This is a genomic window from Prolixibacter bellariivorans ATCC BAA-1284 (assembly GCF_000621705.1).
GTDB classification, from domain to species: domain Bacteria; phylum Bacteroidota; class Bacteroidia; order Bacteroidales; family Prolixibacteraceae; genus Prolixibacter; species Prolixibacter bellariivorans.
Genome location: NZ_JHXO01000005.1, coordinates 439,140 through 452,644, shown reverse-complemented (window position 1 = coordinate 452,644; position 13,505 = coordinate 439,140). Strand labels below are relative to the sequence as shown.

6 protein-coding genes are annotated in these 13,505 nt (G+C 42.9%); 1 reads left to right on the top strand and 5 read right to left on the bottom strand.

Translation table 11 applies throughout. From position 1 onward, the window contains the following. Nucleotides 1-63 precede the first annotated feature (63 nt). The 5 genes from T426_RS0105075 to T426_RS0105055 all read right to left on the bottom strand — a co-directional run bounded on the left by T426_RS0105075 (nt 64) and on the right by T426_RS0105055 (nt 9,221). Nucleotides 64-1,254, bottom strand: a complete 1,191-nt coding sequence (locus T426_RS0105075; protein ID WP_025864548.1) for an esterase — start codon at nt 1,252-1,254, stop codon at nt 64-66. Nucleotides 1,255-1,334: 80 nt separating this feature from the next. Continuing rightward, entirely contained in the window at nt 1,335-2,714 is a 1,380-nt protein-coding gene (locus T426_RS0105070) for a hypothetical protein (RefSeq protein ID WP_025864547.1), read from the bottom strand. A 69-nt stretch (nt 2,715-2,783) separates the two neighbouring features. After that, on the bottom strand, nt 2,784-4,340 hold the full coding sequence (locus T426_RS0105065; protein ID WP_025864546.1) for a RagB/SusD family nutrient uptake outer membrane protein: 1,557 nt from the start codon (nt 4,338-4,340) through the stop codon (nt 2,784-2,786). A 29-nt stretch (nt 4,341-4,369) separates the two neighbouring features. Next, the gene (locus T426_RS0105060) at nt 4,370-7,516 is read right to left on the bottom strand and encodes a SusC/RagA family TonB-linked outer membrane protein (protein ID WP_169737673.1); all 3,147 of its coding nucleotides are present in this window, start codon (nt 7,514-7,516) and stop codon (nt 4,370-4,372) included. A 58-nt stretch (nt 7,517-7,574) separates the two neighbouring features. Continuing rightward, entirely contained in the window at nt 7,575-9,221 is a 1,647-nt protein-coding gene (locus T426_RS0105055; protein ID WP_027585366.1) for a carboxylesterase/lipase family protein, read from the bottom strand. 220 nt (nt 9,222-9,441) lie between these two features. On the opposite strand from T426_RS0105055, the gene T426_RS0105050 reads away from it, so the two are divergent. Further along, a complete protein-coding gene (locus T426_RS0105050; RefSeq protein ID WP_025864544.1) occupies nt 9,442-13,482 on the top strand; it encodes a hybrid sensor histidine kinase/response regulator transcription factor in 4,041 nt (1,346 codons plus the stop codon). The last annotated feature ends 23 nt before the right edge of the window (nt 13,483-13,505 follow it).

Below are 13,505 nucleotides of genomic sequence, written 5' to 3'. Positions count from 1 at the left end.
TATTATCAAGTCATTGAAGAGATACAAAATCTCTCCAACAACCCTATAACGAATCCAATTTGTTTATTTAAACAACAACGGGGCAAAATCGGAGATGTAAATTCTCCAGTTTTTCCAGATATGTCCGCCGTCCGTTTCAACATACGTATATTTCATACCCATTTTGTCCAACTCCGCACGGTAGTCGGCCACAGCCTTGTAAAGGAAATCGGATTTGCCAATGCCAATCCAATATAGTTTATAACCATTGTCCATCTGTGCTTTTAGTGTGCTATCGAAATTATCGAATACTTTTGACTGAACATTCGCGTTTGGCATAATTGCAGGCGAGAACAGACCTACATAATCGAAGGTATTAGGAAAATACCTCGAAATATGCAACGAGTGAAAACCTCCCATCGAAAGGCCGGCAATTGCACGGTTCTCCTTGTTAGCTTTAACCTTGTAGTTCTTTTCTACAAAATTGATAATGTCCATAAAAGTACCAATGTAGCTTCCGCTCATGGTTTTCGGTTCCATAAACTGAGGTTTGTAAAATCCACGGATTCCTTCACCGGGAGCTGCTTCCTGGGTTACATTACCGTTGGGCATGACAACAATCATGGGTTTGGCTTTGCCTTCAGCAATCAGGTTATCCATGATCTGCGATAACCGGCCTAAAGCCATCCATGCTTCTTCATCGCCCCCGGCACCATGCAGCAGGTAAAGTACCGGATATTCTTGGGTACTGCTTTCGTAACCCGGAGGAGTATAAATAGTCAGGCGCCGTTTCATATTTAATCCGGGTGAATCGTACCACCGGCGGGCAACCGTCCCGTGAGGCACATCATTTACCTTATACAGGCCTCCGGGTCCGCCACCCACCAGGAAAATATTAGTCACGGTTGCAACGTCACGGATTAGAAATGCATTGTTGGGATCGGTGGATTTCAAACCATCGACAATAAATGAATAGCCATACAATTCAGGCTTTAGAGATTCTGATGTATAGGTCCATATTCCATTGGCATCCTTTTTTAGATATGCCTTACCGGGACCATCGAATAAGCCCATCGGTGTTTTGATTTTTTCTGTCGGCAAGAAATCGCCTGTAATCTGAACCGTATCGGCATTAGGTGCCTTGAAACGAAATGTCACAGTGTAATCGTCGTGCACTTCCGGCGAAACAATCGGTGTTCCTCCCCATAGCGCTTGCTGTGCAAAAGACGTCAAACACAACAATATTCCAATTGTTAGAAGACTTAATTTTTTCATTCACTTTAAGTTTTTATTGTTTGTATAAAATCCTGTAAAGGTTTATATAGTGTTTACTAAGAAACATGAACAGGTTAAACTTATTGGATTGTTATCGCTCCTGAATAAGTAGCCTTCACTCTGCCAGAGCCAATAGTAGCGTTAACTGTAATCGAATAGATGCCGTCGGTTTCAGATACTTCAACGGTTCCCCCCGTTATTGCCATATCTGAAGCGGTACCATCGGTTACTGTACCCAAAACTGATCCCCAGAGTCCATCACCATACAAAGCGGGATATCCGGCTACACAGTCTCCTGTGCTTGCTGACTCATTAGCAACAATGTTATAGGTACCTGCTGCAAGTGTGGCATCGTCTCTCAGGAAATCGAGCGAAATGTAATTTCCATTGCCTGAGAATGTAAAACCACCTGCTCCGTCCGATACTGCGGTTACGCCGTCAGTAGAAATTTTCAGGGTAATATCGTAGCCTGTTCCGCCATAAGCGCTTAAATCCATTGCCGAGGCTGAAAAAACGTTCGTCACCGTAAGGCCTTTCAATGAAACGTCAGTATAGCTAAAATTACCCATTTCTGTCTTGTTGCCGAAGCTTGAGCCTGTCGAGATATCCTGTATATAAAGATTACTACCGGAAATGGTCAGCGTTCCGTTGCTATCGTCCACATGAATTACACTACCTGCGCGGATATACTGCGCTTCGCTGTTGGAAATGTAATAGCATCCTCCGGTGGTAACGCCTTCTCCTCCGAACCAACTCATATCAACATAGTAACCTGAATTGGCATCTCCAATCGCCATCGTACTACCCGAGCCATCCAAAACATTGTAATCGCCGGACAGTGAGGTTGCACCTTCCGCTGTAATCAACTCAAAAACGGCTAGGGTATCTGTACCATTGGTCACAGTAAGTTGATTGAGCTGCGATCCATCGATAGCGGTTCCTGCCATGCCGTATGTAGCCGGAACAGTTATGGTATTAGTGTATGCAAACTGTGGCTGCTCATATACAATGGTAAACTGTGAACTTACTTTAATGACAGATTCATCAGCTAAATAGAGTATGCCCGACATCGTGTACACACTATCCTCAAATGCAACACTTAATGTTCCGTTTGATATTTGTGTTCCGTCAAAGGTCGAACCGTCGGTACCAATGAGATACGTATTTTTTACATTCGTCTCACTGGGCGTGAAGTCGGATGCCGGCAAAAAGTAATCACTGGCAATAAACTTCATATTCAAGTCATTTCCTGAATCATCGGTCACGTTAATGGAAAAAATATTGTACTGACCGTCAGAGGTTTTCGCCTTGCTCTGTGAGCTGAGTGTTGTCAAATTATATGAAGTCGCCGGGGTGTATATACCGGAAAGCGGATCAATTGCCTCTTTCTCACATGACGTCATTACCAACGACGCAAACATGAGATAGCCAAATAACCTTAATGCTGTTTTTATATTCATTTTCTTTTGTTTTAACAGTTCAATAAAATCTAGTCAGGTTCATGATCATACCCAAATAACTTACCGGTATTACCAACCGGGATTTTGTACAATATTGCTGTTCAACTGAATTTCGGTTGATGGGAACGGGAATAGATTATTCCGATCCTGAAATCCGTATTTCCCGGCAGTATTACCGGTTGATTTATATGTCACAACCCCGTTGGCACTCATGTTGGGATAAGTTTCACCCTGGTTGGCCAAAACCGTCGGAGCATCTCCCCATCGAATCAAATCCTGGTAGCGGACATCTTCGAAGCAGAGTTCCAGTCGTTTCTCCTTCTTGATATTATCCATGGTTGCCGTTTCACTTGTCAGATGGGCACGCGTACGTATCATGTTAAGGTATTCATCTGCTTTGGATTGGTTTCCTGACTGCAAATTGGCTTCTGCTGCCAATAACAATACTTCGGCGTAACGCATGATCCTAAAATTGGCATCCCAGGCAAATCCACCACTGGTTGCAGGAACTTCTTCACTGGTCACCCTGTTTTTCCAGTTGAAAAGACCGTCGCTGATCATGGACGTACCGCCATCCATCGACACACCCATATCCTGTATCTGCTGATAGGTTTTCAGCGTGAAGTTCAAACGATAACCATCGGCACCTTCCTCCTGAACAAATGCATTGTACAATCCTTTTTGCGGAACGCAAAAGCCCCATCCAAGAGAGGCCATGCCCAACAACGTAACCGGAGTCTCTGTAAAACGGTCGGTACGCCACCCTATCATTAAGTGATAGAAATCGAAGTTATTCATCACACTATTTTCATCTGACACACGATTCAATTCAAACAGAGACTCGCAATTGTTCTTGTTATCAAAAGAAAAGATCTTGTCGTAATCACCCTGGTATAAAGCATATAATCCGGAACCAATGACTTTTTCAAAGGCTGACGACGACTCAGCATATTTTCCCTGAAACAGATAGGCTTTTCCAAGAAGCGCTTGTGCAAATTGTTTGGTTACCCGATAATTCGACTTATCGTCAACATTGCTTTTCTCAGTCAGACTCCCCGATTCGATCGCTTCATTCAAATTGCTTTCAACAAATGCCCACAGCTCTACCGGATCACCATTTGACATTTGGTATTCTGATGGTTGCAATGGATGATCAACCAAAGGAGGAGTTCCCCACATGCTGATCAGGTCAATGTAAGCCCAGGCACGAAACACCTTTGCTTCAGCTATCATTTGTTTTTTGATGTCCGACTCAGGTTTGGTGTATGTCAATACAATATTAGCATCGTAAATAATACTGTAGTACGATTGAAAACATCCCGATAAGAAGGAGTGTTCGGCGCTAAATGTATATTCATTCATTTTCTCCAAATCCGGATTATCGCCACGATCAGCCCCACCAGCCCACATATCATCGGAACAGATATTCTTCAGAAATTTATAGTTATACTGCATCAAACGTAGCTCGAGGTAAATGGAAGTTACCGCTTCTTTCGCACTCTCATCTGAGTTATAAAACTCTTCAAAGCTTACTGCTCCTTTCTGCTCTATATCCAGCTGATCTTCGCAGGAAACAACTGTAGAAAGCAGCAATGCTATTATTATATAATTGATTAACTTTTTCATAATTATACAGGAGGTTTTAGTTTGATTGATTAAAAAATGACATTAACACCGAAAATTACTTTTCGGGAAGTAGGATAACTGCCTTTATCTACACCTAGTGCATTACCAACACCGGTAACCTCAGGATCAAAACCGATATAGTTAGTAAAAGTGAAGAAATCCTCCAGCGAAGTATATACGCGTAAATTATTTAGCTTAACTTTTTGAGTTATTTTCTTAGGGAAGGTGTATCCCAACTGTATCTCCTTGATCTTAAAATAAGAACCATCAAATACAGAAGCTGAAGAAGTATAATACTTATCCAGATCGTTAGCCCCGGCACGAGGTTCTGTACCATTTGTATGATCAGATTTCCAACGATCTTCAGTAAAATAAGTCAACTTATTAACGGCATAATCGGTTCGGTTAAGACAACTATAAACATCATTGCCTTGCGAGCCCTGTCCGAATAAAACTAAATCCACCCCTTTCCATTCGGCACTCAACGTAATACCATAGGTAAAGTCAGGAAGCCCCTTGCCAATCATAACTTTATCCGCGTCGTTGATAAGCCCGTCATCATTTTGGTCAACAAAAAGCGGGTCTCCCGTTGCAGAATCCACTCCTTTGTACTCGTATCCACTGAAATACCAAGCCGGTTTACCAACTTCAAAACGGGTAATACCGTCAGTCGTATGGAACGAAGCTCCCGCTATATAATCCAGAGATTGGTGAATATAAGTCACCTTATTTTTGATGGTGGAGATATTGCCACGAATCGAATAATGAAAACCTTTGATATTGTCCTGCCACCCTAATTCGAGTTCTACTCCTTTGTTCTCAATATCTCCGGCATTAATTGGCGAGGCTGTATTCCCAACAATGGTTGAAGGAGTGATACCTGTTACAATCAGGTCTTTTGTCTTTTTATAGAAATAATCTAAGGTCAGGTTGAACCGACTTTTCAACAGCCTTGCGTCGAGACCTATGTCGGTTTGCTGTTGTGTTTCCCATTTTAATTCATCGTTCCCGGTTGTTGAAGGTTTATACCCTGTACTATAAACCAACTCCGACGAAAAAGGATAAGGTAACGTATTACCGGTTATATCTGATGTAATACTTGATATGGATGATAAGTAGGCGTAATCACCAAGCCCCGCCAGAGAACCATTTTGGCCCCAACTAAAACGTAATTTCAATTGGTCCAGCCACCTCGCAGTTGATGTCATGAAGGACTCCCTGGAAATAACCCACCCCAGCGAACCTGCAGGGAAGTATCCCCACCGGTTTTCGATAGGAAGGTAAGCGGAGTCAAATGCATCGGAACGCAATGAGACTTGTGCCAGGTATTTTCCGTCATAGTCATAGCTAAGACGTCCGAAATAGGCATCCTGGGTTTGTACATTTGGTTCGCCTCCCGATACGGTTTGTACCGCCTCTCCGGTAGCGTAAGCAAAGTAGTAAAACCGGGGATCATCTCTCAACACGCCCAGGTTGGTCTCACTTCCGTTTTTAGTTCCGGAAACACTGTATGAACGGATTTTCGTAAAAGAGGTACCGAGCATAGCAGTAAGATCATGTTCTCCGAAAGAATGCTTATAGTTGACAAAATTCTCCCACTGCGTTCTGGTTTTGTTACCCGTCGAAGCATTTAGCCCTACATAATACTGAAAAGCCATTGAATTGGCGTAATAATCATTCGAGTATCCATACGTCTCGGTGCTTCCCAACAAGTAACCAAAACGGGAAGTTATCACGAGTCCTTCTACCGGTTTCAGGTTGATATAAGTTGTTCCGCTTAAGTTATAACCCCTCAACTCTGAATAGCTGCGGTCACGCATAATTAATGGGTTAATATTCTCGCTTGACAGGTAAGGCGATACCCCATAGTAATTACCCTGACCATCTCCCAATAACTCTCCTTTGCCTGTTGCCCGGTAATTTTCCAGAATTCGGTGCATATTATCAGGCATATTCTCCTCTGTGTAAGTAACTGCAGTCATCGGGTCGAGCTGCAGCGTACTTAAAATAAGTGATGAATATTCAGAGCCCTCTGAAACCGAACGTGTTTTATAATACTCGATTTGGTTATTGGTTCCAACCTCCAGCCAGGGTTTGATATGGTAGCTGCCATTGATCATGCCCGTATAACGCTTGTAGGTATCAGCATCGCCTACTACCATTCCATTATTATCCAACATACTTCCGGATACATAAAAAGCGCCGTCTTTATTGGCTCCCTGCAAAGTCAGATTATGTCGTTGCATCAACGAAGGTTGAAAAATTTCGTTAATCCAATCCGTATTTTGTTTGAAGTCCCAATTCTGATAAACCTTGTCCATGGAAAATTTCCCGGCTTCAACCCAATAGTTGATAAATTGCTCTGAATTCATCATGTGAGGGACTTTCCCAAGCCTTTGCGAACTCAACTGGTAATCATAGGTAATGGTTCCCTTACCAACTTTGCCCTTTTTGGTCGTAATAAGAACCACCCCGTTACCTGCCTGAGCTCCGTATATAGCAGCAGAAGCGGCATCTTTCAGAATCTCCATACTTTCAATATCGTTTGGATCGATACCTGCAATAGAGGAAGCAATGCGACCATCTACAACAAACAAAGGATTAATGGCATTATTTGAATTAATACCACGAATACGGATGGTTGGAGAACTACCCGGAGCTGCAGATGATGAATAAACCTGGACTCCTGACATCTTTCCTGAGAGTGATTGAAGTGGGTTAGCCGCCGTACGGTTCTCCAAATCCTCGGATTTTACCTGCGAGATGGCTCCGGTTACCGAGCTCTTTTTCTGAACGCCATAACCAACTGCCACTACTTCATCGATGGCTACCGTTTGTTCTTTTAGCGTTACATTTATCACTTTCCTCCCCTCAATAGCTATCTCCTGTTTTTCCATTCCAATAAATGAAAAGGCCAGTGTTCCGTTGGAAGCTACATTCGGAAGTCTGTATTTTCCGTCAATGTCAGTTGTGATGCCTTGTGTAGTTCCTTTAAGCACTACTGTAACCCCAATAAGAGGTTCACCCTCAGTATCAGTCACAACCCCCGAAACATCAATGGGTTCCTGTGCTTTTACGAATGAAAAATTCAAAAGCAAACAAAGAATCAGTAATCCCAACCGGGGTATCGTAGCCAATGCTACTTGCCCGCGTTGGGTCGTTTTTTCATTTCTCATGATTTAATTAGTTTAATGGTTGAATACAGGTGGTTTACGGTTGGATATGTTAGATTATTCAGAATCCTCTGAATGGAAATGAATTCATGAATTCCATCAACGCTCTGTCGTGATGATGTTTTATCTCAGATGTGTTGTTGAAATACATCGTGGCCCCTGATTCGGGAGTATAAGGCTCCCAGTGAGGTAATCCTTTGGCATCCGGATTTCCGGTTTTCGCAAAATTTATCCAGGCGTTGCTCATCCTGTCAGCCAGCTCATAAGCAGCTTCGCCTCCCCCGGTCATTTGGCGGGAACGATAAATGTTATCGAAAACAAACGGTAATTCCATGCAGTGTGTCGAACGGAGGATGCCATCGAGTACAGGCGACTGCCATCCAAACAGATACATATAAATCGGGGCGCCCTTGGCAGCTGCTTTCAATGTAGCTTGTTTGATTGCTCCAGGGCGAAAGATGAAATCAACATCAAATAAATCCTGTGGCTTATAGCCCGGATAAGCTTTGGCAAAATCGGCCAAAAATTCATTGGTCTTGTCGCCGTACTTTTTTTGCAGCATAACCTTTGCCGAATCCATGGAAATTCCCCTCAAGGCAGGGAAATAGGTACTTGCCGTGAACTCATTCTGTGTTGTTCCGATAATCATCGGGATATCTTTGGTCTGCTCGTACACCCGGGGATCGGACGGCTGCAATGGTAACACCAAGCCATCTACAGTGGGAGCCCATCCAAAGAGAGACGGATAGAATCCTTCTTTTTTTGCCTCTTCTTTTACCATTGCAACTGCCCGGTCTCCCGCATCCAGAAGCTCGTCATAAGGGATATCCTGCATTTTATCTATTTGACCGGCTTTTAGATTCAGGAGTTCAGCGACTTTTATCCCAATTCGGCGCGAATACTTCGAATCCATGGCATCCAGCAATGAGCCGCTTTCCACGATAGCTTTCTGAAACAAGCCTTTGGCGCTTGGGGTAGCAATCAGCGAAGTAACCTTTCCTCCGCCGCCTGATTGTCCGAAGATGGTTACATTATCAGGGTCACCACCAAAACTGGCAATATTGGCTTTCACCCATTTCAACGCAGCTACCAGATCAAGCAATCCCACATTGCCCGATTTTGCATACTTCGCTCCAAATGCAGACAAATCGAGAAAGCCCAGTACATTTAACCGATGGTTCAACGAAACAACCACCACATCGCCTTTCCGGGCCAGACGGGTACCATCGTATGCCGGTAATTCCTGCCCCGAACCGGCAGAATAACCTCCGCCGTGCAGCCAAACCATTACCGGGCGTTTTTCCCCATCATTTATTCCGGGGGTCCATACATTCACCCTCAAACAATCTTCGTTGGGATAACCATCGTCCCAATCAAAAGCAAAAGCCTGTATATCGGAATACCAACCCATCCGCTTTCCTTGAGGACAGGTGGGGCCATACGCCCGCGAACTTCTGATGCCATCCCATTTATCGGGTTCTTGCGGAGGCATAAAACGCTCTGCTTTTGCATATGGGATACCTTTATAAATATAGGTCCCGTCTTCGATATATCCGGCGACTTTTCCCGATTCGGTTTTAACCACTGCAACATTGTCCGAGGCCGTAATCTTTCCGGTTTCCGGACTTTTATCTGCCACCACTTTTGAGTTATTACAAGCCCAAAAAGGAATGAGACAGATTGATAACAGTGCAATTTTTAGTTTCATAAGTACCAGGTTTTATGTCGGTTTTTTTGATAGGATAAGTTTAATGTACTGTACTGAAAGGGAGTTGCCGATACGTTCTTCGGAATTGTCAATCTGTTCAGTTTAACTTTTCTATTTGTTCAATTCCTTTCGTATTTATTCAAAATGTGTTGACGAACAGTTTTTCAGAAATGGAAGACCTGTTTTATTTTTACTTTTGAAAGAATCAAGCGCTAACCAAATGAAGAGACGTTTCGTTTTTCTGTTCACTTTACTTCTGGCTTTTTCAATTTATGGGAAAGGAGAAAGCTTTAATGAGACGGGATTTGAAGAGAGCCCTGTTATTTCCAATGACATTTCCAATCAAGAAGTTACTTCGTTTGCTGAAGACGCTTTCGGGCATATTTGGATCAGTACCATCAGGGGGCTGAATAAATACAATGGTTATGAATTTCACCAATATTTTAAAACAAACGATTCGTTAAGTCTTTGCGAAAACCGCATTCAGCATTTATATAACGATTCGAAAAACCGGCTGTGGGTCGCTACGGTGAATGGAGTATGTCGTTATAATGACCAGGATTGCTTCGAGCAAATTCCGATTGAAAGTGACAGTAAGAATGCTTTTCAGTTCTTTGAAAACAATGATGGTAAACTTTTCCTTAGCCTGAACTATCAAATCTGTGTTTATGAACCCGGTAAAAATAAATTTGTACCGGTAATCGATAGCTTGTCCTGGGAACACAGTATTACCCAATGTTTTGTTGATAAATCGAACAACATTTGGCTGGTTACACCTCATGAAGTGCGATGTTGCAGTAGTCATACTTATAAGATAAAAAAACAGCTTAAACCCACCCGGTTTATTACATTTTCCTATTTAACCAAAGACGGTAAATTATGGTTGGCCTCGTGGGATCACCTGGAAATATATGATACCCGTACAGAAACTTATCAAAGTGTTCCTAAAGAAATTACCAATCATCCGGTACTGGGGAAAGCAATTATTACAGGTATGTATCCCTACAATAACTCCTCTTTTTTGATCAAGACTCAAAAAGACGGCGTGTTTTTATACAATAAATTTACAGGAACTGTTGTGCACCAATCGGAAAACGGTTTCCCGTTTGAAATGCCCAACGTTGAAATTACTACATTCTTCACCGATTCGCAGAAAAACCTTTGGATCGGTTCGTACGACCAGGGCTTTACGGTCCGGTACAGCTACAAAGAACGTTTTAATAACAATAACTACCTGCGTTCGAAACTGGATGGCATATCAGTCACATCGGTTACGCCTGACAAGGAAAATAACCTTTGGATTGTTACCCGTTCGCACAGTGTCCAAATTTACCGGAATGACACCAAAAAGCTCCAGCAGATCCCATTGGAAAGCCTGTCACCTCACTGGTCACCGTTTCAACACAGGGTAAGGAAAGTATTCGTCGATCGGGAAAACAATATCTGGCTATTATCCGATTGGCTTCTGCTAAAAGCCCGCTACCATAAAGGCAAGTTAGAAATAAAAAAAGACTGGTATTTCCCCACCGGAATCATGTGCATCACGCAAGATCCGAGAGGAACAATCTGGCTGGGAGGCAGAAATGAGAATATCTACGTGATGCGAAAAGGCGAAAACCGTTTTGAGCTATTCCCGCTTTACGGCAAAGGATTTAAGTTTACACCTAAAATGATAACACTCTCGACCGGACAGGTGTTGGTGGCAACATTTGAAGAAGACTTACAGCTAATCGATCCCGATACATGGAAAGTGTCAACCATCCCGATATTGAAATACATCAAGTCGTCTAAGTTTATTCCGGTTTCGCTTTATGAAGACACGGTTGGAGACATCTGGATTGGCACCATCGCAAACGGCCTTTTTCGCTATTCAACGAAAAACCGGAAAATGGAAGCCCTTCAAGGAACTGCATGTCCGGATATCAGTAGCATAACCGAAGATGCACTGGGAAACATCTGGGTGGGAACGCTTTACGGTTTAAGTAAATACGACCGGACAACCGGCCATTTTATCAATTACTACAAAGAAGACGGAATTGGTGGGAATCAGTTCAACGAACAGAGTGTATGCCGCTTACCCGATAACAGCCTGATTTTTGGCGGAACGCACGGACTAACTTTTTTCAATCCCGTCGATATCACCTATAAACGAAATATTCCGTTGGTTTTCGAAGACCTTAAAATCCATAATAAGCTGGAACACCCATTCGTCAGCCGAAATATTGACAAACACCTCTCTTTCAATCCTAAAATCGACCTGAAGCATAGCGAGAACAGCTTTACCATTTCGTTTGCCGCTCTCGATTATTGTGAGTTCGAACGGGTACACTATCTGTATAAGCTGGAAGGTTTCGACAAAATGTGGATTGATGCCAACAACAACCACGAAGCCTATTACTCCAATGTTCCCGCTGGTAAATACACATTCAGGGTGAAAATTTACAATAAAGAGAGGAACATCAACGAGACTGAAAATTCAATTGCGGTCAGGGTCAGGCCTGCACCCTGGCTGAGCTGGCCGGCTATTTTAGCGTATATAGTCATCCTGGTATTGATTTTGAAGTTATCCGTTAATACCTATAGACGTATCAAAACTGAACGCGATAAAGCTATACAAGCCGAACGTGAAAAAGAACAGGAACAGCGGGTAAATAAGATGAACATGAGTTTCTTCTCCAACCTGTCGCATGAATTCAGAACACCGCTAACCATGATTTCCGGACCTGTTTCGATGTTGTGTTCCGATGAAACCATACAGGGAGAGAATAAGCAACTACTAAGCATTGTCAGGCGAAGTGTCAACCGGATGTTGCGCCTGGTCAATCAACTCATGGATTTTAATAAACTGGAAAACGACACCCTGAAACTAAAGGTTGAACCAACCGATATGATTAACGAGTTAAAGCGCTCGATTGACATATTCCACTTAAATGCCAGGGAGAAAGGAATCAAACTAAACACCTATGGTTTGGAAGATAGTTACGTCGCGTGGATTGACAGTGACAAGCTGGAAAAGATTACCGCTAACCTAATATCAAATGCGTTGAAATTTACCCCGCCCGGTGGCGAAATAGATATCTCGTTCGATACCATTACACGGGATAAAGCAGCCCGGATGTTTCCTCTAACCGAAAAGGACATTGATATACAATATGCTAAAATTTCGGTTGCCGATACCGGTAAAGGAATTCCGGATGATAAACTGGAGAAGGTATTCGAACGTTTTTATCAACTAAATAACCAATCGAACGAATTCTACAATTGGGGAACCGGCATCGGGCTCTATTACGCTCAACGCCTGACGCAGTTACATCATGGCTTTATCAAAGCCGGCAACCGGGAAAGAGGAGGTGCCGTATTTACCTTTATCGTACCGGTTTCAGAAATCGCTTACTCCGAAGAAGAGCGCATGGCCCCTGCATCCGATGATATCGAAACAGCATACATACAACAAACTGAAGAACAAACGCAGGTTATTGCCCCACCTCCTTCGAAGAATAAACCCAAGGTATTGATCATCGACGATGATACCGAAATTGTACATTATCTTCGTTCCATTCTCTCCGTTCAATATCATGTAGAATATAAGTTTGATGCAGACTCCGCTTATAAATCACTGAAAGTTTTGGAACCTGACCTCATTCTATGCGATGTGGTAATGCCCGGAACGGATGGGTTCGAGTTCTGTCGGATGGTAAAAGAGAACCTTTCATTCAGTCACATTCCGGTTATCTTAGTCACAGCAAAGGCTACCGTCGAAAACCAGGTGGAAGGTCTGAATACCGGTGCCGATGCTTATGTAACCAAACCTTTTGACCCGAGCTACCTGGTCGCATTAATCAATTCGCAGCTGAACAACCGTAAAAAACTTCAAAACCTGCTGGGAAGTACCACTAAAGGAGAAAAGATTGACAAGGAATTGCTGACCCCGCATGATAACAGTTTTATGACTAACCTCTACGAATTGATGGAGAATGAACTTTCGAATTCGGAACTGAATGTCAACCGGATGACCGAGGTGCTGAAAATCTCACGAACCAAATTCTATTACAAGGTAAAAGGGTTGACCGGCAAGAACCCCAATGTATTTTTCAAGACCTACAAATTGAACCGTGCAGCTGAGCTATTAAATGAAGGAAAACTAAATATATCGGAAATTGCCGACATGACCGGTTTTAGCACACCCTCTCATTTCTCGGTAAGTTTCAAAAAGCAATTTGGTGTTTCGCCGAGTGAATTTGTTCGAAAAAACCACGGGTAAAAACAGAAGCAAATGATAAAACC

Excerpts from the sequence above, each read along its gene's own strand:
- T426_RS0105060 (WP_169737673.1), bottom strand. The coding sequence starts at position 7,516 with ATGAGAAATGAAAAAACGACCCAACGCGGGCAAGTAGCATTGGCTACG.
- T426_RS0105075 (WP_025864548.1), bottom strand. The coding sequence starts at position 1,254 with ATGAAAAAATTAAGTCTTCTAACAATTGGAATATTGTTGTGTTTGACG.
- T426_RS0105055 (WP_027585366.1), bottom strand. The coding sequence starts at position 9,221 with ATGAAACTAAAAATTGCACTGTTATCAATCTGTCTCATTCCTTTTTGG.
- T426_RS0105065 (WP_025864546.1), bottom strand. The coding sequence starts at position 4,340 with ATGAAAAAGTTAATCAATTATATAATAATAGCATTGCTGCTTTCTACA.
- T426_RS0105070 (WP_025864547.1), bottom strand. The coding sequence starts at position 2,714 with ATGAATATAAAAACAGCATTAAGGTTATTTGGCTATCTCATGTTTGCG.
- T426_RS0105050 (WP_025864544.1), top strand. The coding sequence starts at position 9,442 with ATGAAGAGACGTTTCGTTTTTCTGTTCACTTTACTTCTGGCTTTTTCA.